Consider the following 19,960-nt stretch of genomic DNA (forward strand, 5'->3'; position numbering starts at 1 on the left):
TGGGGACATCCTACCGCGGAGGCGTCTCTTTCGGGCGTGCGAACTCGTCCGGGGCGCCGTACCACGGCAGCGGCGTGGTCGATCCCGAAGCCTCGGACGACGCGGACGCGGGTGCTTCGCCGAGTGACCACGCCGTGAGCACGACGAGCGCCATCCACACGAGATCGGCGAGCAAGAGGTGCACGAGCTGCATCGCCACGGGCGCGAGGAGGAAGAGGTTCAGAAAGCCCGCGCCGATCTGCACGATCACGAGCGCAGACAGGAGCCGCGCATGCTTGAGCAGGCTCGGGCGTTGCGACGCGACGAACCCCGTCGCGAAGAGCAAATACGCCGCGACCACGCCGGCCACGATCGGGTGGTAGACGCGCAGCTGCACGAAGACGTGCGCGGCCTGCGACACGTCCGCGGCGAGGCCTTCGCTCAGGGTCTTCGCGGGGAAGAGCGTGTCGCCGAGGGCCGCGATCGCGCCCGTCACGCCGACGAGCAGCACGCCGAGGAGGCCGCCGCCGAGCACGTACGTCGGCGTGCCCGAGGATCCACGCCGCGGCAAGGGGCCGCCCGACGCCCAGAGCACGGTGAGCGTCATCGACGCGACGAGGAGGAAGGTGTTGATGAGGTGCGCGCTCATCCAGTAGCCACGCGCGATCGACGCGTCGCCCGCGACCCGCTCGAAGAGGACGATGCCCGCGCCGACGGCCGCCTCCGTCACCATGAAGAACATCGACCAGGCCGCGCCGAACCGCACCGCATGCCGGCGCGGGAAGGCGCGGAAGGCCCACACGAGCTGGAGCAAGGTGAGCAGGAAGGCGATCCCCGAGGTCACCCGGTGCGTGAACTCGATCAGGGTTTTTACGGTGGGCGCGCGGGGAATGACCTCGCCGTTGCAGGTGGGCCAGTGGCTCCCGCAGCCTGCGCCGGAGCTGGTGGCGCGGACGTAGGCGCCCCAGAGAATGACGCCGAGGGTGACGGCGAGCGTCGCCCACGCAACACGGCGAAACCGACCTTGCGACATGCCCCCCGTTCTAGGGCCGGCGAGGCGTTCAGGCGAGCGCCTTTCATCCTCTCGACGCGCGGGCGGGGCCGCTTTATGCCTCCCAGGCCCCCATGAGCACCATCACCCTGAGCGGACTCTTCGTGTACCCCGTCAAGGGCGCGCGCGGCATCGCCCTCGACCGGGCTCGGGCACAGAGCCTCGGCATCGAGCACGACCGACGGTTCATGATCGTCGACCCGGACGGCGAGTTCCTCACACAGCGGGAGCTGCCGCAAATGGCGCTCATCGAGACGGCGATCGAGGGCGACACGCTCGTCCTCCACGCGAAGGACCACGGGTCGCTTCGCCTGCCGCTCCGTCCCGAAGGGCCCACGGATCGGCGCGTCCGGGTCTGGAGCGACAAATGCCGCGCCGTCTTCGTCGGCGACGAGGTCGCCGCGTACCTGAGCGACTACCTCGGCCGGCGCGCGGAGCTCGTGTACATGCCCGAGGACGCCGCGCGTCGCGTGGACGGTCGCTACGTGAGCCGCAAGGAGCGTGTCGCCTTTGCCGATGGCTTTCCGTATCTGCTCGCCTCGGAGGGCTCGCTCGCGGACCTGAACGCGCGCCTGCGCGACGCCGTGCCGATGGATCGGTTCCGGCCGAACCTCGTGGTCCGCGGCGCGCCGCCCTGGGCCGAGGACGCGTGGACGAGCCTGTCCATCGGCTCGGTGGTCTTCCACCTGCGCAAGCCGTGCAGCCGCTGCAACGTGATCACCGTGGACCAGGCGACGGGTGTGCGCGGCAAGGATCCGCTGGCGACGCTGGCGACGTTCCGGGCGCGGGCGAACCGCGTGTATTTCGGCTGGAACATGGTCGCCGAAGGGGAGGGCGAGATCCGCGTGGGCGACGCCGTGACCCTGGGTGCGCGCTCGTACGACGAGGCCGGCTGAGGCGCCGAGGAAACGAAGCAGCATGCAGAGCACGTCATCGTGGGATGCGATCGTGATCGGCGGCGGGCCTGCGGGTTCGTCCGTCGCGACCTACCTCGGCCGGGAAGGGCGGCGGGTTCTTCTGCTCGAACGGGAGCGTTTTCCGCGCGAGCACATCGGCGAGTCGCTCTTGCCGGGCGTCTTGCCGTACCTCGACGCGCTCGGCGCGCGTGAGGCCGTGGAGAGCGCGGGCTTCGAGCGCAAGGAGGGACAAACCTTCGTCTGGGGCCGCGATCGCACGCCGTGGGAGATCGACTTCCGCGAGCTCGACGTGCACCCGTATGCGTACTTCGTGGATCGTGGGCGCTTCGACGAGATCCTCCTGCGCAACGCTTCGATGTCGGGGGCCACGGTGCGCGAGGGTCATGCGGTGACGCGCGTGATCTTCGAGAAGGGTCGCGCCGTCGGCGTGCGCGTGCGGGGGCCGGGCGGAGAGGAGCGCGACGAGCGGGCGCGGTTCGTCGTGGACGCGTCGGGGCAGAGTGCGCTCGTGGCGCGGAACGCGGATCTGCGGCGGGTCGTGCGAGGCCTCAAGAACGTGGCGGTCTGGGCCTACTGGGAGGGGGCCGAGCGCCTGCCGGGGCACAAGCACACGCACATCCTGACGACGAGCGTGCCCGAGGGCTGGATCTGGGTGATCCCGCTGGGCAAGCGGACGAGCGTGGGGGTCGTGACCTCGGCGGCGACACGCGCGGAGCGGGAGAAGCTCGGGGCCAAGGCCTGGTACGAAGAGGTGCTGCGCGCGTCGGAGGCGGCGTGGCCGCTGCTCGCGAACGCGCGGCGCGTGACGGACGTGACGGGGGCGAAGGACTGGTCGTACCGCGCGCGTCGCCTCTCCGGGCCGGGGATCCTGCTCGCGGGGGACGCGGCCTGCTTCATCGATCCGATCCTCTCGACGGGCGTGCACCTCGCGATGACGAGCGGCTTCTGGGCCGCGGCGTGTGTGCACAGCGCGCTCGACGAGCCACGTCACGAGCCGTTCTTGCGCCGCTTCTACGAGGAGACGTACGGCGCGACCTACCGGGAGCTGCTCACGCAGGTGAAGGCTTTTTACAAGGCCGCGGGGCGCCGGGACTCGATCTTTTGGACGTCAAAACAAATCCTGCGCGTCGGCGAGGCCGTCGCGCCGGAGCTCGCGTTCCTGTTCATCACGGCGGGCCTCTTGCGGAACGCCGCGGTGGACGCGCCGCACGATCCGGCCGCGCAGGTCCGCGCAGAGCTCGGCGAGCGTGCGCGGATCCCGGCCGAAGAACCGAAAAAACCGTTCTCGCCGGAGCTTCCGTCGGCGCGTTCGCGTTCGCGGATCGTGTCGCCGCCGCTCGTGTGGCGGGTCGGAGAGGGCGGGGCGGCGCAGCTCGTGAGCGTGCGGGCCGAGGGGCTGCGGCTCCGGCTCGTGCGGCACGAGCCACGCAGCATCACGGATCGGCCGCGGAAGAGTTATTTCGTGCTCGATCTGGTCGACGCCGGCCGGCAGCCGCTCGGGCTCGTGCTCATCGAGGAAGGTCGCGCGGCGGGCGAGGCGTTCGCGGGGGTCGCGCCGCGTCGGGCAGGTCGGCTGCTCGTCACGCTCGTGCCGTACCCGGTGCGTCCCCACGATCCCGCGGTCCTCGCCAAGCTCGAACAGACGCTCGTGGGCCTCGTCGCGGCCGCGGACGATCCCGCGGAACCTTTGCTCCTGCGCCGCGTGCGTGCGCGGCTCCGGAAGGCGCTCCGCGCGCCCGGTGCGCTGCCGGCCGAGATTACGGCGACGCCTTCCCGCGCCTTCCGCGGCGGCGGCGTGGCCGAGCCGCCGATGACCCTCGTCTTCCGCGCGAAACAACCGGAAAACCCCGTTCCGCGCGTCTACCTCCTCCTCGAAGCGCGCTTGCCGCCGGAGCTCGTGGACATCCCGATCCTGCGCACGCGCTTCTGCGACGTCTGGCTCCGGCCCGAGCGCGCGCGGGATGGCCGCCTCCTCGCCGAGGTGCCCGAGGTCCGAAGCCTCGTCGAAAGCGCCTGCGCCGCGATCTGGGACGCGACGCGGCCGGCGCCGACGCTCCCCGCGGCCTTCACGGCTGCCGAGGCGGCGCTCCGCGCGCTCACGCCGGCGGGCTACACGTTCGAGATCTCGGGACGGCTCGGGGTCTCGGAGGATGGAGAGGCTCTCCCTTCGGCGACCGGCACCACGGACGACGCTCCGACCGGCTGATTTTCCTGCACGGATGCGGCTGTCCCGAGCGTGCAAACTGGCGCGGGCTGGTTCAGCTTCGGCGTATGGCGATCACGTGCAGGGACGAAGCGATGCGCTGGGTGCATCGGTATGCGATCGGCGGCGCGGCCTTCGCGGCCCTCCCGCTGCCGATCTCCACGACAGCGGGCCTCGCCGCCCTCGAGGTCCACATGATCAACTTCATCGGCGGCGTCTACGACGAGCCCGTGAGCAACCTGAAGAGCATCGCCGCGGGCGGCAGCTTCGAGGTCATGGGCGCGGGCCTCAAGTTCGTGGCCACGCGCGTCGCCGCTTTCGTCCCCGGCCCGGCTGGATTCGTGGTCCGGGCGGGTATCGCCGCCGTCGTGATCGAGTCCCTCGGACATGCGATCACCGCTTATTTCGAGCGCAAGCACCCCGGCAAGCTCTTTTCGGCCGCGGTCTAGGGCCTCCTTCGTACTAAGATCGCGCCGTCGTGAAGGCGCTGATCAAAGTCGGCTACGCGTGCAACGAGAACTGCACGTTCTGCCACACGGCCGACATCCGCCACCTCGACGACACCACCGAGCGCGTCGACTGGAAGATCGACCGCGCCAAGCGCATCGGCGCCTCCATGGTCGTCCTCTCCGGCGGCGAACCCACGATGCGGCCCGAGCTCTCGCGCTGGGCGCGCCGCATCGCCGCGCACGGCCTCGATTTTGGCCTCGTCACGAACGGGCTCATGCTCTCGTACCGGAACGTCGTCGACGAGCTCGTGGGCGAGTGCCGCCTCCGCTACGTCTACATGTCCCTGCACGGCGGCGAGCCCAAGGTGCACGGCTCCGTCGTCCGCGCCGACACCTTTCACAAGGCCCTGCAGGCCATCGAAAACCTGCACGGTCGCATCCCCGATCTCACGATCAACTGCGTCGTCACCACGGCGAACCTGAAGCACCTGAAGGGCCTCGTCGATCGGCTGCTCCCGTTCCCGGACCTCTGCATCAAGTTCTCGATGACGCAGCCGAAGGGCGCGGCGAACCGGGCCTTCGACGTCATCGTGCCCGACGTCTCGGCTTGCGCGGCGCGCGTGAAGGAGGCGATCGAGTACGGGCTTTCGCGGCGGCCCGAGCGCGGCCCGCGGTTCGCGCACGACGGCCTTCCGTTTTGCCTGCTTCCCGGCCTCGAACACCTCTACGACGACCTCAAGACGCACCGCTATTCGACGATGATCGAGGCCGACGAGGACGACTACGTGCCCGTCGACGACGTGGCGAAGATCCAGCCCGAGGAGGTCTGCGGCGACTGCGCGCTCCGCGGCGCGTGCCCGGGCCTCTATCGCGGCTACCACGAGATCCACGGCGCGAGCGCGCTCCGACCCGTCACGGATCGTCCCCGGGCGAACTCGTACAACTTCGTCCCCGAACGCGATCTCGCGCGCCCGCCCGGCGCGCCCTGCCCGGTCCGCGGAGATGGCACGAGTCCGTACGATCGCGGCCGCACCTTGTTTTTACGCCTCAAGGACCGCATGCGCCTCTTCCGCACCGAGACGCGTGACTTCTCCGACGAGGAGCTGCTCGCGACGAAGGAGAGCGCGGGCCAGATCTACCTCGATGTCTCGACCAAGCTCGCGCCGGACGACTTCGCGAAGGACTTACGGAAGTTGCGCCCCGCAGCCGAGTGCGAAGCGTGCCCCGAGCGTCCTCGCTGCACCGGCGCATGGGAACCCGTGCCCGCGGACGTCTTCACGCGCGACGACCGCGCCGTGCTGGATCTCCTCGCGCATCTCTCGGGTCGTGTCCTCGATCTCGGCTGCGGCGAAGGCCCGTACCTCGAAGCGCTCGCGCGTCGTGCAGCGGAAGGGCACATCACGTACGTCGGGGTCGATCCCGATCCGCAACGGCTCGCCGTCCTCGCGTCGCGTCACCCGTTCGCGCGGTTCGTGGAGGGCCGCGCGGAAGATCTCGGCGCGGAGCTCGGCACGTTCGACCACGTGCTCGCGCTCCGCAGCGTGAACCACCTCGAAGATCCGGCGCGCGCGTTCGGCGCGGCGATCGCGCGGCTCCGCCCCGGCGGCACGCTCACGCTCGTGGACAACGTCGCCTTCGGCCTCGTCCGCAGCCGCGCGCACGCCGCGCGCGCAGAGAGCGCGCCCGGAAACCGCTTCGAGCATTACCGCAACGACGACGCGGCCCGGACCGCGCGGCGCCTCGAAGGCAAACCCTTGCGCCTCCTCGAGCGCCGCGACGTCGGCCGCGAGACCAGCAATCAGTGGATGTTGCGCTACGAGCGCACGGGAGAAATGCCGTCGTGACTGCTTCCGCTTCGTCCCCCCGCAGGCTCCCCGTCCTCTCGGCTGACGCCGTCGAGACGTCCTTCGCCGACTTCCAGAACGAGGCCTTGCTCGGCGACGCGGAGGATGCTGGCAAGACGCTCGCGCACGAGGCGGCCGCGCACGAGAAGCGCAACTGGGTGCGCCTCTCCTACGATTGCAACAACCACTGCACGTTTTGCCTCGATTCGAATGCGCACGACGGCACGATGCGAGCGACGCAGGACATCAAGGTGCAGATCGTCGAGGGCCGGCGGCGCGGCGCCGATCGGCTGATCCTCTCGGGCGGCGAGCCCACGATGCACCCGAACTTCCTCGACTTCGTCAAGCTCGGGCGCCTCGCCGGCTACCGGAAGATCCAGACCGTGACGAACGGCCGCATGTTCCGTTACCCCGAGTTCCTCGAGAAGGCCGCGGACAACGGCCTGCACGAGATCACCTTTTCGCTACACGGCCACACGGCGAAGCTGCACGACGCGCTCGTCGGCACGCCCGGCGCGTTCGTCGAGGAGGTCGCGGGGCTCAAGGCCGCGCTCGCGTCAGCGCGCTTCATCGTCAACGTCGACATCGTCATCAACAAGCAGAACGTCCGGCACCTGCCGGAGATGCTGGAGACGTTCATCGGCTGGGGCGTGAAGGAGTTCGACCTGCTCCACGTGATCCCCTTCGGAAACGCCTGGAGCGACGCGCGGCATCACCTCTTCTACGACCTCGACGGGAACCTCGAGTATCTCCAGAAGGCGTTCGCCTACGCGCGCAGGCCCGACATCCACATCTGGCTGAACCGCTTCCCGCCGCCCTACGCCGAAGGTTTTGAGGATCTGATCCAGGATCCGTACAAGCTCAATGACGAGGTCCGCGGCCGGCGCGAGGAGTTCGATCGATACCTCTCGCTCGGCAAGAAGCTCATGTGCCGCGAGCCCGAGAGGTGCAAATACTGCTACCTGCAGAGCCTCTGCGACACGCTCGACGAGGTGATCGACGTGCGCAAGGCCGACGAGGTCGACGTGCTGCGTTACGCCGGCGAGCCGCCACGCGCGGGCAAGCTGCCGGAAGCGTACGCAGCGCGGATCGTGGCGGCGAACCTGGAAGAGGCTTCAGCGCTCGCGGCGAAGGTGGCGCCGGGGACGATCGAGCTCGAACTCGCGTCATACGACGGTTTGTCCAGTGCGCTCTCGCCGGAGGGGCTCGTCTTCGGCAAGAAGCTAGCGGCTTGTTACACGGGCGATCCCGCCGCGATCGAGCCGCTGCTCGGGATCGCCGGCGCCTTCGAGGTCCGTGTCTTCCTCACGAAGGCAACAGAGCCCGTGATCCGCAGGCTCGATCCCCCGCCGAAGGCGCTCGTGCTCGTCCAGCAAAACTACGACCTCGTCTCGGACGCCCACACGAACGACGTCGACACGAAATCGTTTTTCGCGACGTACCCCCACCCGATTGCCGTGGAAAACGTGCCCGCGTGCGTCGTGGGCCGGCCCGTGCGGCCAGCGGCGCGGACGTTGGATCTCGCGATGCTCGGCACGGACGCGCGCATCGACATGACGGCGTTCACGAAGCGGTACGTGGCCGACGGGTTCTACACGAAGGCACTCCGCTGCAAGGACTGTCGCGAGAACGCCTCGTGTCGGGGCGTGCACGTGAACTGGGTTCGCGCCCACGGGTTCGAGGCGCTCACGCCGATTGGATAGACATCTGGGAGGCGCTTCGCCGGGGCGCTGCCCCGGACCCCGCGGGGGCTGTTCGCCCCTCGACCCGAACCAGGGCAAGCCCTGGACTCGGGTTGGAAGAACTGCGCTCCGCGCAGTTCTTCCACGGGCCGGTGGCAAGACCAGGGACAGCGTTGCCCATAGAAATGTCAGCGCGGCTGTCTTGGTCGGCAGGGTCGTGGTTGGTCTTGACTCGGCCTGTTCGATGAACTGCGCATCGCGCAGTTCATCGACCCTGAGTCCAGCGCTTGCGCTGGTCCGGGTCCCGGGGCGGATAGCCCCGGGTGGGGCCTGGGGCAACGCCCCAGCGCAGCGGCTTCAGGGAACGAGCGTGCAGCCGGTGAGCACACCCGCGAGCATCTCGCCGCGGGGCTGGCCTTCCCAGCCGCTTTCCCAGTGGAACGTCGGGCTCTTGAGCTTGCCTTCCACCGTGTACTTGCACTTCACGCTGAAGCGCGTGGTCGGCAGGTTGCCCGAGAGCGCGGGCTCGCTCCAGAGACCGGCCGCGACGAACTGTACGTTGTCCGTCGAGGTGTAGGGCCGGAGCGTCTTCTTGTCGTCGCCCGGATCGCCCTTGCCCCAGACCTTCGTCGGCGTCTCGAAGCTGCAGTGCCTGCCTGCGACCTCGTCCGTCGCCGCGCAGTTGAGCTCGCGTTTGTCGCCTGCCACCAGCGTGATCTCGACGTCCACGGTCTGGCCGGGCTTCCACGTGGGCCCGCGCGGACCGCCGCCGCCGCGCTCTTGACCGAGCAGCGCGAAGCCTGCTGCCAGCGTGCCCACGACGACCACGAAGAGCACCATGCTCTTGCCGAGCGACGCCGAGCTCGGCGGCTGCGCGCGCCTCGGCGTGGCCTTGCCGGCCTTCGGCTTCTTCGTGGGCGCCTTCGCGGGCGCGGCCTTCGCGGGTGCAGACGCCTTTGCTTCGGCCTTTGCTTCGGCCTTCGGCGCATCTGCCTTCGCTTCGGCCTCGGGCTCGCTTTCGCCCTCGCCCTCGACCTCGTCTTTGTCCTCGTCCGGTTCTTTCTCGGCCATGGCGCGCGGACTCTACCTTCCTCCGCCCCGCTTCTCAAACCTTCTGTTACCCTCCGCGCCATGAGAGCGAGCTCCCCGCGCGCCCGGATTCTCGGCACTGGTCGCTACTTGCCTGCCCGTGTCGTCACGAACGACGAGATCGCCGCGCGCGCAGCGACCTCGGATGCATGGCTCAAGGAGCAGGTTGGCGTCGAGCGCCGTCACATCGCGGCCGAGGGCGAGACGACGAGCGACATGGCCACCGCTGCCGCGCGCGCGGCGCTCGATGCGGCGGGGCTCTCGCCCGCGGATCTCGACCTCATCATCGTGGCGACCGGGAGCGGCGACAGCCCCATGCCGGCCACCGCGGCCACGGTGCAGCAGAAGCTGGGCACCGAGCTCGTCCCTTCCTTCGATCTCGCGGCCTCGCACGCGGGCTTCCTCTACGCGCTTGCCGTCGCCGAGCAGTCGATCGCCTCGGGCGCGACGCGGACGGCGCTCGTCGTTGGCGCGGACATGCTCTCGCGCCGCGTGGATCCCGAGGATCGCACGACGGCGGCGCTCTTCGGCGACGGCGCGGGCGCGGTGATCGTCGGCGCGGCGGGCGAAGACGGCCGCGGCATCCTCTCGATGCGGCTCGGCGCGGACGGCACGATGGCCTCGCTGCTCACGATCCCGGGCGGCGGCACGGGCGAGCCGATGACCCCGGAGCGGCTCGCGGCGAAGCGGAACAAGGTGCAGATGGACGGGCACGACCTCTTCCAGGTCAGCGTGAAGAAGCTCCAGGTCACGAGCATGGAGGCGCTGAAGGCGGCGGGCCTGCTCTCGGACAAACTCGACTGGGTGATCCCGCAGCAGGCGAACCGCCGGATCGTGGATCGCATCGCCGAGCGGCTCGGGTATTCGCGGGGCAAGTTCATCGAGAACCTTGCCGAGGTGGGCAACACGGGCGCGGGCTCGATTCCGATCGCGCTTGACGAGGCCGTGCGGGATGGCCGCGTGAAACCCGGGCAAAACGTGCTCCTCTGTGCGCTCGGGGCTGGTGTCACGTGGGCGGCCTCCATCGTGCGCATGTGAACGTGGGTTCGGAAAAACCGCAGGATCGCGGGCATCCTTGACGCGGCGAGGTTTCTGGAATCCATTGCGCCCGTGAAATCGCGCCGCATCCGGGCTCGGTGGACCCCGCTCGCGATCGCCTCGGCCGTCTCGCTGGCCGCGCTCGCCTCGCTCGACATTGGCTGCGGCGCGCCGCCGCGTGGTGTCGACTGGAATGGCAAGCGTTTGCCGGTCGTCGACATGCACCTGCACCCGGGCGACTGGGATCACGTTCCCGAGGACACGCGAAAATTCCTGGCCTCGCGCTTCCCATTCCCGATCGGGCTCGACGCTGAGGCGGCGGCGAAGGGCTCCCTTCTGCCGGAGAGCATCCTCGGCGAGATCGACGACGCGGGCATCTGGGGCGCGGGCCTCTTCGCCATCTATGCCCCGCGTACCGTGGGAATCGCCTCGAACGAGCTCGTCGCCGAGGATCTCACGTTCGCCCCGGATCGTTTCTTCGGCCTCGCGTCTTTGCGGGTCGACCGGTGGACGACGGATCGCGACGCGGAGCTCGAACAATTGAAAAGCACGCTCTCGCGGCCGGGGTTCGTCGGGATCAAGATCGCCCACGCGCACCAGCATTTCCGCATGGACGATCCCGCGTTTTTTTCGATTTACGAGGTCTCGGCCTCGATGGGCAAACCGCTCTACCTGCACACGGGGACGAGCCCGTTCCCCGGCACGGCGCAGGAGCCGGCCTACACGGATCCGACGTATCTGGAGACGGCGATCCAGCAATTCTCCGGCGCGAAATTCATCCTTGGGCACCTCGGCTACGATTTCATCGAGAAGCGCCACGCAGGCCTGGATACGTGCATTCGGCTCGCCAAGACGTACCCCAACGTGTTTCTCGAACCGTCGGCGCTGGGCTCCGCCTCGTCGGATCCGACGGGCGAAAACCTGAAGGAAGCGATGCGCCGCATGCGGGAGGCCGGGATCACGGACCGAATCATCCATGGCAGCGACGGGCCGCAAAGCCCGGGGTTCGTGAAAGGGTACCTCGAACGAACGGTCGCCGCGATGAAGGAGACGGGATACACGGAGCAAGAAGCGGCCGACGTCCTTTCGGGGAACTTTGCGCGCGTGTTTGGCGTGACGATTCCCGCGGAGGCGGCCGAATGAAAATGCCGATTGCCATCGCGCTGGGTGCTGCGATCCTCGGCGCCTCCGAGGCCGCCGCCGCGGAGCCGAGGACCCCGTTCCCCGAGCACGCCGCGCTCGACGCCGTGGGCGGTAGCCCCGCGAAAGGGGCGTACGTCCTGTCGGCGCAGGGCGGCTGGCCGTTTTCGTTCCTGCGCGCGCAGGTGGGTTTGTCGAACCGGATCACGCTGCAAAGCGAGCTCGAATCGGTCGTTGGTCGCCGGTATCGGCCGATGCTGGGAATCGGCGTGCGCCTCGCGGACGGAACACACCTGCGCCTGACGGGCGAATTCCTCGCCGGCTGGCTTTTCCAGCGCAGCGAGGAGTACCGGCGCGGCCCGAACGGCGAGCTCAGGTTCCGCCTGGCCATTCCGGTGCGCCGGTTCGTCCCGTACCTCGTGCTCGGCACGCGCCACGCCTTCCTGCCGGATCTTCTGACGATCGAGCGCGCCTCGGGCACGGAAACGAGTTGGTCCGTGCGGCACGAGTGGACGCCGTGGGCGACGCTCGGGCTCGGGTTTGCGATTTCGCGCGGGATCGGGCTCGATCTGGGAATCAATTACGGCTGGGTGGGCGCGCCGGACACGATCGCGCTGCCGGGCGTGCACCTGGGCTTGCATTTCGGAGGGGATCGATGAGCCGCGCGCACCTCGCGTTTGCCGGAGCCTTCGTGTTCGCGTTTGCCGGATGCATCAACGAGGAGACGCGCCTGTACGAGATCGAGCTCGACGGGCAGGTCGCCGTGCCAAACGGCGCGCCGAGCGCGGGCAAAGTGCACCTCGAATTCCACGTGGCGAGGTCGTTCGGCGAAGGGGAGCTCGAACACCCGCTCGGCGCCTTCGAGACGCGCACGGCCCTCGGCGTGGGGGCGGTGCGCGAGACGGTGCTTTATCCGCTCGACGAGGGCGACGGGCTCGTCGTGTACGGATGGCTCGATAGCGACGGCGATGGCGTCCTTTGCGCGCCCGGACAAACCGAGGAGCCCGCGGGGCTCGTGAAGGTCGCGGGGTTCCCAGCGCATACGCTTTCGTTTTCGCTCACGCTCCGCGCGCCGTGTGTGGGGCCGGAATCGTTGTATCCTTGAGGAATGTCCGACGTCCCCAAGCCGAAGCGTGACGTGCTCGATCCCGCGCTGGCCGCGCGCTTCGCCTGGCGCATTGCGCCGCCCCCCGAGCCGTCGCCTCCGCAGGCCGACGCCCCTCCGGCGCCGGACCTCGACCCGACGGCATCGGAAGCCCTCGCCGAGCACGCAGCGCGCGCTTGCGAGGAGCTTGCGAAGGACGTGCGCAAGGCGTGGGCGCTCGCGTCACCGCCCGCGCAGGCGGCCGCCACGAAGCGGCTTTTGCGCTTCGCGCGGCGAATCGGCTTCGAGATCCTCGGTATGTCCCAGCATCCCCTGGAGGCCGTTCGCTTGCTTCGGCTCGTCGCACGTCACATCGAGGCCGCGCCGATCCGCACGAGCGACATGTTCCAGCTCGCGTGGCTGCCCCTGCCGGATCGCCACCCCGAGATGATCGAGCTGATCGTCGAGGCCGCGCGCACCGGCGACAAGAACCTCGCGTTCGTCCTCGATCGCACCGTGGCCGAAACGGAGCTCGAAGGACGTTACCCCGGGCTTGGTGCGCGGCTCGCGGAGATCGCCGACACGGCGCAGTCCTGGGACGTCCGCGCGCTCGCGATCCGATGGCTCTCGCTCGACGAGTTCCCAGCGGCGATCCCCACGCTGCGTCGCGCGCTGCGGACGCGCCACGCGCGCCTTCGGTATTACGCGCTCTTCATCCTCGCGCAGATGAAGGGATGGGCGGAGCGCGAAGAGGACGTCCTCTGGTTGCTCGAGGACGCCGTGCGCCATCCGCTCGACGGCGGCCACGGGACGAGCGGATTCGAGCGCATCGACGATTACGAGGAGGCGCTCATCGATGTGCTTCGGGGAGCGCGCTCGCCGGAAGGGTGGAAGCCACTCGAGATCATCCTGGAGGGCGGCGGTGCGCACATCTTCCGGAGGCGCCCCGGGCTCGACGCCGACTGGGCGCTCAAGGCGCTCGCCGCAGGGTATCCGGAGCGGGCGGTCCATCGGATCGATCGTGAGCTTGCCGATTCGAGCGGCCTTCGTCGGTACGCCGCCATCAGCACGCTCGCGCTCTTGCCGGAGGAGCTCGCGCGCCCGCGCCTCATCGAGGCGGCGGGGTGCTCCGAGCACGACCTCGTCGAGCGCGCGAAGACGATCTGGTTCGAACGGTTCGGGGGCGCGCTGCCGGTCTCGCCTCTCGCCGGCGTGCCCGTGTTCCTGCTCGAAGGGCCGCCGAGCGAGCGGCTCTTCGCGTGCCTGACCGTGCTGCGCGGCGCCTCGCAGGAGGCGCGCTTCGTGATGGTGGACGCGCTGCTCGCCGAGGCGCCCGAGGGAAGCGCTACGCCCGAGCAGCTCTCACCGTCCCAGCGTGAAGCGCTCGCCCTGCTTCTCTTCACGTTGCGCATGTCCGGCACGCTCTACAAGCACCCGACGCTGGGCAACCTGGGGGAGGCCGACTGGGCCAAGCTCTTGCTCCGGCGCTTCGGCGCGCTTGCGTTCGAGGGGCTCGCGAGCCTCGCGGAGCCACCTGCCCTCGCGGGGGTCGCGCGCGGCTGGCTCGATGCGCTCACCAGCGCGGCGCGGAAAGGGCTGCTCGACCCGGCGCAACGCGAGCGGCTGCAGGGCATCGCGCGCGCGGCGCTCGCGTCGCCCGTGTGGGACAATTCGCCCGCGCCGCTCCTCGCGCTCTCGGTCGTGGGGGCGCCGGAGGAGTGCGTGGAGCAGCTCTGGTCGATCCTGACCGCGCCGGAGGACGCCACGGATCCACGGAACGAGGGGTCGCGGTCGAACGCGGATGCGTCGCGGTGGGCGTCGATCGTGCTGCGCGGGGTGGCCGAGACCCCGGGGTTCGGCGCGCGGATCGCAGCGGCGGCGGCGGAGGCGTTCCAAGAGAGGCGCTTCGATCTCTACGATCGGCTGATGTACCTCGGATCGGAACGAAAGGCGCCGGAGGTGCTGGACGTTGCGAGGGCCACCCTGTCCACCTATGACGGCGATCCCGAGGCCCACGGTTCGGTGTGTCGCGCCGCGCATGTGCTCGTGCAGGCCAAACACCTCGAGGATGCGTGGATCCTGTCCGCGCTCGCGCAGCCGGAGGCGCCTCTGTTCAAGGTCGCCGCGAGTCTCATCCGCCAATCGTCGCCCGCGCCGATGCTCGAAGCGCTCACGCGCGCGCTCGTCTCGACCGCGCGAAGTGGCGCCGCGGCGGCCGAGGCGGCCAAGGTGCTGGTTTTGCAGGAGGTCCTCGCGGGGGACGATGCGCGGCTCGCGGGGATCCTGGAGCGCGCCCCGGACCGCGAGCGCGCCGCGCTCTGCGGCGCGCTCATCGACGCCAAGGTGCCGCTCGCGAGCTACCGGCATCACGTCGCAGCGTGCCTGCTCTCGTCCGATCTCCGGGTCACCCGGGAGCTCCACGATCCCTTGTGGCTCCGGAAGCCGGAGGGCATGGAGGCGTTATTCGAAGAGCTCCTGCCGCGGGTGCAGGTAGAGGACACGCGCGACTTCATCTGCCATCTCCTCCGCGCCCCGAACGAGGCCGCGAAGTACTGGGTCGACGGGGACGAGGACGAAGAGGACGAAGAAGACGAAGACGACTGGGACGAGGACGACGAGGACGACGGCGACGAAGACGCCTCGTCCTGACGCTGGTTACGCCCCCGCCTTCATGCACGAAGCGAGCTCGGCGAGCAGTTTGTCCGTCGCTTCGAGCCCGCTCGCGAACTGCTCCGTATCTCGCGTTCTCCGCGACAAACGCATGTCCGGCGACAGCTTGTACGGCGATCCCTTCGGCTGCACGAGCTTCATCACCTTCGCTGGATCGAGCGGCGTGTCGTCGCGCAGGTGCAAGGTCACGCCCTTCGCCGTCGCCTCGCACGCGAGCGCGCGGAGCTTTCGGAGCTCGGTCTTGAGGCTCATCAGGTGCACGAGCCTTCGCGCTTCGATCGGCGGTGAGCCGAAACGATCCTCCATCTCGTTCGCGAGATCCTGCACCTCGTCCGGGCTCGATGCGCTCGCGAGCCGCTTGTAGAAGGACAGCCGCACGCCGACGTCGGACACGTATTCCTCGGGCAAGAGCGCGTCCGCGTCGAAGGCGAGCTCGGGGTCGACTTCGTGCACCACGGGGTCGCCGCGCAGCTCGTGCACGGCCTCGTCGAGCATCTGGCAGAAGAGCTCGAAGCCGACCTGCGCCACGTTGCCGCTCTGCTCGGCGCCGAGGATGTCGCCCGAGCCACGCAGCTCCAGGTCGAGCGACGCGATCTGGAAGCCCGAGCCGAGCTCGGTGTGACGCTCGAGCGCCTCGATGCGCGAGCGTGACTCGTCGGTCATCGCGTTCGCCGGCGGCACGACGAGGTAGCAGTACGCGCGCTCCTTCGAGCGGCCCACGCGGCCGCGGAGCTGGTAGAGCTGCGAGAGGCCGAACATGTCGGCCCGATCGACGATCATCGTGTTCGCGCGCGGGATGTCGAGGCCGCTCTCGATGATCGCGGTCGAGCAGAGGATGTCGTAACGACCCTCCACGAAGTCGAGCATCGCCTGCTCCAGCGCGGTCTCGCTCATCTGCCCGTGCGCGATGGTGATACGCGCCGAGGGCACGAGCTCCTGGAGCCGCGCGGCCCGCTCGTAGAGGCCCTCGACGCGGTTGTACACGTAAAACACCTGCCCGCCGCGGCCGAGCTCGCGCTCGACGGCTTCGCGTAGGACGTTTTCGTCATGGCGCGTGACGATGGTCCGGATCGCGCGGCGCTCTGCGGGCGGCGTGGTGATGATGGACATGTCGCGCAGGCCCGTGACGGCCATCTGGAGCGTGCGCGGGATCGGCGTCGCCGTGAGCGTGAGGACGTCGACGTTCGCCTTCAGCGCCTTGATGCGCTCCTTGTGCGTCACGCCAAACCGCTGCTCCTCGTCCACCACGAGCAGGCCGAGCTTCTTGAAGTGGACATCCTTGGAGAGCAAACGATGTGTGCCGATGACGACGTCGACCTTGCCATCGCGCAGGCCGCGCGCGACCTCGTCCTGCTCCTTGTTCGACTGGAAGCGCGACATGGCCCGGACCTCGAGCGCGTACGGGCTCATGCGGGCCTTGAAGTTCAGGTAGTGCTGCTGCGCGAGCACGGTCGTCGGGCAGAGGACGGCGACCTGGCGTCCCGAGGCGGCGACGCGGAACGCCGCGCGGATCGCGACCTCGGTCTTGCCGAAGCCGACATCGCCGCAGACGAGCCGATCCATCGGGCGCGTGGCTTCGAGATCGCCCGAGACCTCGGCGATCGCGCGGGCTTGATCGGGCGTCTCGTCGAAGGGGAACGTCGCCTCGAACGCGGCGTAGTCGTCGTCGGGCGAAGCCGTGGGCTCGCCGATGGCGCTCCTGCGCTCGGCGTAGAGGCGGAGCAGCTCGTCCGCCATCTTGCGTAGGCTCTTCTCGACTTTTGCCTTCGTCTTGGCAAACGTTTGTCCGCCGAGCCGATCGAGCTTGGGCGTGCCCTCGCCGCCCTGGAACTTCTGAATCTGGTTGAGGCGATAGACGGGCAGGTAGAGTTTGTCGCCGCCCGCGTACTCGACCGTGATGAGGTCGACGACCATGCCGCCGACCTGCTTGTGCACGAGCCCCTGGTAGCGGCCGATGCCGTGATCGGCGTGCACCACGTAATCGCCGACGGAGAGGTTGCGCAGATCCTCGAGGAAGGGGCGCGCCGTGGCCTTCGAGTCCTTGCCGCCCTGCGCGGCGCGGCGATGCGCGCGGGCGCCGAAGATCTCTTCCTCAGTGACGAGCGCGACGAGCTCGGCCGGCGCGACGACGCCCCGCGCGAGCCCGCCTCGCACGACGAGCGCGGTGCGCGTGGCCTCAGGCTCTTGTTCGTCGAGGATCGAGGGATCGAACGCGCCGAGGCGGGCACGGACGCGGACGCCCTGGTGGCGGAGGAGCGTGACGAGGCGCTCGACCTGCGTCTCCGCGCGCGCCGCGACGAGGACCCGCATGCCGTGCTCCTGCCAGGCGAGGATGCGGCGCACGAGCGGATCGAGCGCGCCCGTCTTGCCGCGGGACGCACGCGCGGCCTTGATGGCGCGTTCGAGGTCGCCTTGATCGAAGGTCGCAAGCGTTGGCGCATCCTCGGGCGCGACCTCGAATCGTTCGAGGGAAGCCGGATCCGGCGCGTCGCCCGCGATGCCGGTCCGATGGAGCGCGACGTGCGTGCGGCCCTGGATCCACGAGGCGATGCCACCTTCGGCCTCGTAGAACGCGTCGAGCGGGAAGTGAGCGTCGCGCGACTTGTGGGCGAGATCGGCCATGGCGCGGCCGAGCTCGTCGCGCAGGGAGCGCGTGATCGCCGCGGGATCTTCGAGCACGACGATCGCGTCGTCGGGGAGGTACGAGGCGAGCGGCGCGAGATCGAGGTACGCCGGGAGAAACCCTTCGGCCCCGAAGAACGTGCGGCCGCTCGTGACGTCGTCGACGAGGGCGCGGGCCTTCACCGACGGCAGATCGACCGCATCGCAAGCGGCCCGCACACGCTCGCGGGCGCGGGCCTCGTTCTCGGGCGTGAGCACGGCCTCGCGCGCCTGCGGGAGCCAGACTTCTCTGATGTCGGCGATCGTCTTCTGTCCTTCGGGATCAAACGATTTGATCCCCATGACGAGGTCGCCGTAAAACTCGATGCGCGCGGGAAAACTCGCGTTCGGCGGCCAGACGTCGAGGAGAGCGCCACGCACGGCGAAGGTGCCGGGGTCCTCGACGAGGGGGCTTCGGACGTAGCCGGCCTGCGCGAGCCTGCGGATCAAGGCGTCGCGCTCGATCTCCTGCTCGGTGACGACGAGCTCGGCGTGCTCGAGGACCTCGGCCTCTGGGACGACCTTGCGGGCAAGGGCCGAGACGGGACAGACGAGCGCGCGCCACGGCAGATCCACGGCGAGGTGGAAGAGCGCCGCGAGGCGGGCCTCGGCGCCGCGGCGATCGGGGTTCACGTCGGCGTAGGGGCTCGACTCGTTCGGCGGGAAGAGCAGGACCTCGCCGAGCGTGGTTTTCCCGGCGTCGGGCTCCTCGGCGTCGGCGCCGGCGAGCAAAAACGATGCGTCGGCGTGGAGGGCGCGGGCGGCTTCGAGATCTGCGGTGACGGCGATGATCTTGCGGCGCGTGGCTTTCGCGAGCGCGCGAAGGACGAGCGCGGTGGCGCCGCCCGCGACGGAGACGACGTGGATCGTGGGGCCCTTGGGGCCGAGGACGCGCGCGGCGAGATCACGCGAGGTGGTGATCGGCCGATCGAGCGGGAGCTCGTACGAGGGGAGGGGTTCGACCGGCACTACCTCGGGGCGATCGAGCTCGACGTCGAGCGCTGAAACGCCGGCGATCTCGCCGAGCGAAGCGCGGAGCTCGGCGCCTCTGGTTGCCTTTTCGGTCGCGGGCATCGTTCGCCGCGGGGTGTAGCACGAAGCGTGCAGGGACTACGGCGCCGAGATGTACTGCTCGGCCACCCAATACTGCTCGCCGTTGCTCATCGTGACGAAGTACTGACCTTGCGCGATTTGCGCGACCGTCCCCGGGTACTTGTTTCCGTCCGACCACGCGACGAGCACGGTCGATCCGACGCCCGGCTTCGACAGGCTCTTGCCGAACGAATCGAGCGCATGGCCGAGCTTGTCGAACCCGTTCTTCAGCGCGCCTTCGACGGCCCTGGCCGCATCCGCAGCCTCTTGCTCCAGGCTCTTCGGCTGTTGCGTGGGAGCAGGCGTGGGAGCGGCAGCGGGAGCGGGCTCGGGAGCGGCAGCGGGCTCGGGAGCGGGAGCGGGCTCGGGAGCGGCAGCGGGCTCGGGAGCGGGAGCGGGAGCGGGCTCGGGAGCGGCAGCGGGCGCGGCAGCGGACGCGGGTTCGTTTGTCGGGGCGGCCGGGGGCTCGGCCGGCTGTGCGAAGGCCGTGGCTTGCGTGCCGATCAGCGTGGCGAGCGTGGGAATGGGCCGACGCTCACCGCCGCGGTGCAGGCGCAAGAGCTCATGCTCGACCGCACACACGTACGCGACGAACGTCTGCATGTCGCGGGACATGGCGGCGTTCCAGTGGAACGCGATCTGCGTGTATCGGAAGAGATCCAGGTCTTGTCGCGCGAGCGTGGACGAGAGGCCCGCGTGCATGATCTGCGCGGAGAGCTCGACGTACTCCTCGAACGAGAGCGCGGGGGCGGGGCCCTTGGCGCGGCCGAGCCCGGCCTGGTAGGCCGGGACGAACCGCACGGCGACGGCGCCGCCGAGCGCGGGATCCTCGAGCCGCGCGAGCCAGCCCGCATGCGCGGCGAGCCAGTCCTCGCGCGAGACGTTCTTCGATTGCACGACGCGCGCGCACGCGTCGGCGTCGTCGGGGTGATCCGCGCAGAGGGCGCGAAGCTCGGCGTATTGCTCCAGCGAGAGGCCGGCGATGGGCGCGAGGGGATCCATGCGCGCCGAGGGAAGCCGGGGTGCGGCGAGGGGTCAAGCGGAAGCAAAGCCTCGTCGAG

The 19,960-nt window shown here is 69.5% G+C and carries 14 protein-coding genes; 10 read left to right on the forward strand and 4 right to left on the reverse strand.

All coding sequences use genetic code 11. The features are described 5' to 3' along the window. Positions 1-10 precede the first annotated feature (10 nt). A complete protein-coding gene (locus KEG38_RS40050; protein WP_272425735.1) occupies positions 11-1,012 on the reverse strand; it encodes a COX15/CtaA family protein in 1,002 nt (333 codons plus the stop codon). Positions 1,013-1,104: 92 nt separating this feature from the next. Between KEG38_RS40050 and KEG38_RS40055 the strand changes: the two genes are divergently transcribed. From KEG38_RS40055 to KEG38_RS40075, 5 genes are all read left to right on the forward strand, one after another. Continuing rightward, on the forward strand, positions 1,105-1,926 hold the full coding sequence (locus KEG38_RS40055; protein WP_272425736.1) for an MOSC domain-containing protein: 822 nt from the start codon (positions 1,105-1,107) through the stop codon (positions 1,924-1,926). A 22-nt stretch (positions 1,927-1,948) separates the two neighbouring features. Then, positions 1,949-4,153, forward strand: a complete 2,205-nt coding sequence (locus KEG38_RS40060) for an NAD(P)/FAD-dependent oxidoreductase (RefSeq protein ID WP_272425737.1) — start codon at positions 1,949-1,951, stop codon at positions 4,151-4,153. A gap of 65 nt (positions 4,154-4,218) precedes the next feature. After that, positions 4,219-4,599: a hypothetical protein gene (locus KEG38_RS40065; protein WP_272425738.1), complete on the forward strand. Its 381-nt coding sequence runs from the start codon at positions 4,219-4,221 to the stop codon at positions 4,597-4,599. A gap of 29 nt (positions 4,600-4,628) precedes the next feature. Then, positions 4,629-6,443, forward strand: coding sequence for a radical SAM protein (locus KEG38_RS40070; protein WP_272425739.1), 1,815 nt, complete (start codon positions 4,629-4,631; stop codon positions 6,441-6,443). Next, positions 6,440-8,146, forward strand: a complete 1,707-nt coding sequence (locus KEG38_RS40075) for a radical SAM protein (RefSeq protein WP_272425740.1) — start codon at positions 6,440-6,442, stop codon at positions 8,144-8,146. The genes KEG38_RS40070 and KEG38_RS40075 overlap by 4 nt, the downstream gene beginning before the upstream one ends. A gap of 336 nt (positions 8,147-8,482) precedes the next feature. Here KEG38_RS40075 and KEG38_RS40080 read toward each other — a convergent pair whose 3' ends face one another. Beyond that, entirely contained in the window at positions 8,483-9,196 is a 714-nt protein-coding gene (locus KEG38_RS40080) for a hypothetical protein (protein ID WP_272425741.1), read from the reverse strand. A 60-nt stretch (positions 9,197-9,256) separates the two neighbouring features. On the opposite strand from KEG38_RS40080, the gene KEG38_RS40085 reads away from it, so the two are divergent. The 5 genes from KEG38_RS40085 to KEG38_RS40105 all read left to right on the forward strand — a co-directional run bounded on the left by KEG38_RS40085 (position 9,257) and on the right by KEG38_RS40105 (position 15,125). Beyond that, the gene (locus tag KEG38_RS40085) at positions 9,257-10,252 is read left to right on the forward strand and encodes a beta-ketoacyl-ACP synthase III (RefSeq protein ID WP_272425742.1); all 996 of its coding nucleotides are present in this window, start codon (positions 9,257-9,259) and stop codon (positions 10,250-10,252) included. A 72-nt stretch (positions 10,253-10,324) separates the two neighbouring features. Next, complete coding sequence (locus KEG38_RS40090) at positions 10,325-11,395, forward strand: amidohydrolase family protein (RefSeq protein ID WP_272425743.1); 1,071 nt, start codon at positions 10,325-10,327, stop codon at positions 11,393-11,395. Beyond that, a complete protein-coding gene (locus tag KEG38_RS40095; protein ID WP_272425744.1) occupies positions 11,392-12,051 on the forward strand; it encodes a hypothetical protein in 660 nt (219 codons plus the stop codon). The genes KEG38_RS40090 and KEG38_RS40095 overlap by 4 nt, the downstream gene beginning before the upstream one ends. Next, on the forward strand, positions 12,048-12,497 hold the full coding sequence (locus KEG38_RS40100; protein ID WP_272425745.1) for a hypothetical protein: 450 nt from the start codon (positions 12,048-12,050) through the stop codon (positions 12,495-12,497). Before KEG38_RS40095 ends, KEG38_RS40100 begins: the two co-directional genes overlap by 4 nt. Positions 12,498-12,500: 3 nt before the next feature. After that, positions 12,501-15,125 (forward strand): HEAT repeat domain-containing protein, encoded by a 2,625-nt coding sequence (locus KEG38_RS40105; protein WP_272425746.1) that lies wholly within the window; start codon positions 12,501-12,503, stop codon positions 15,123-15,125. A gap of 6 nt (positions 15,126-15,131) precedes the next feature. Here the strand turns inward: KEG38_RS40105 and mfd are convergent, their stop codons facing one another. Next, complete coding sequence (gene mfd, locus KEG38_RS40110; RefSeq protein WP_272425747.1) at positions 15,132-18,881, reverse strand: transcription-repair coupling factor; 3,750 nt, start codon at positions 18,879-18,881, stop codon at positions 15,132-15,134. Between the two features lie 36 nt (positions 18,882-18,917). Then, positions 18,918-19,901 carry a tudor domain-containing protein gene (locus KEG38_RS40115; RefSeq protein ID WP_272425748.1) on the reverse strand — a complete coding sequence of 328 codons (984 nt, stop codon included), beginning with the start codon at positions 19,899-19,901 and terminating at the stop codon, positions 18,918-18,920. Positions 19,902-19,960 lie beyond the last annotated feature (59 nt).

Origin of the sequence: Polyangium jinanense (assembly GCF_028435265.1) — a bacterium.
Lineage (GTDB): Bacteria > Myxococcota_A > Polyangia > Polyangiales > Polyangiaceae > Polyangium > Polyangium jinanense.

What these genes read in the sequence shown, in the direction of transcription:
- KEG38_RS40095 (WP_272425744.1), top strand. Translation starts at nt 11,392, where the DNA reads ATGAAAATGCCGATTGCCATCGCGCTGGGTGCTGCGATCCTCGGCGCC.
- KEG38_RS40115 (WP_272425748.1), bottom strand. Translation starts at nt 19,901, where the DNA reads ATGGATCCCCTCGCGCCCATCGCCGGCCTCTCGCTGGAGCAATACGCC.
- KEG38_RS40055 (WP_272425736.1), top strand. Translation starts at nt 1,105, where the DNA reads ATGAGCACCATCACCCTGAGCGGACTCTTCGTGTACCCCGTCAAGGGC.
- KEG38_RS40050 (WP_272425735.1), bottom strand. Translation starts at nt 1,012, where the DNA reads ATGTCGCAAGGTCGGTTTCGCCGTGTTGCGTGGGCGACGCTCGCCGTC.
- KEG38_RS40060 (WP_272425737.1), top strand. Translation starts at nt 1,949, where the DNA reads ATGCAGAGCACGTCATCGTGGGATGCGATCGTGATCGGCGGCGGGCCT.
- KEG38_RS40105 (WP_272425746.1), top strand. Translation starts at nt 12,501, where the DNA reads ATGTCCGACGTCCCCAAGCCGAAGCGTGACGTGCTCGATCCCGCGCTG.
- KEG38_RS40100 (WP_272425745.1), top strand. Translation starts at nt 12,048, where the DNA reads ATGAGCCGCGCGCACCTCGCGTTTGCCGGAGCCTTCGTGTTCGCGTTT.
- KEG38_RS40065 (WP_272425738.1), top strand. Translation starts at nt 4,219, where the DNA reads ATGGCGATCACGTGCAGGGACGAAGCGATGCGCTGGGTGCATCGGTAT.
- KEG38_RS40085 (WP_272425742.1), top strand. Translation starts at nt 9,257, where the DNA reads ATGAGAGCGAGCTCCCCGCGCGCCCGGATTCTCGGCACTGGTCGCTAC.
- KEG38_RS40080 (WP_272425741.1), bottom strand. Translation starts at nt 9,196, where the DNA reads ATGGCCGAGAAAGAACCGGACGAGGACAAAGACGAGGTCGAGGGCGAG.
- mfd (WP_272425747.1), bottom strand. Translation starts at nt 18,881, where the DNA reads ATGCCCGCGACCGAAAAGGCAACCAGAGGCGCCGAGCTCCGCGCTTCG.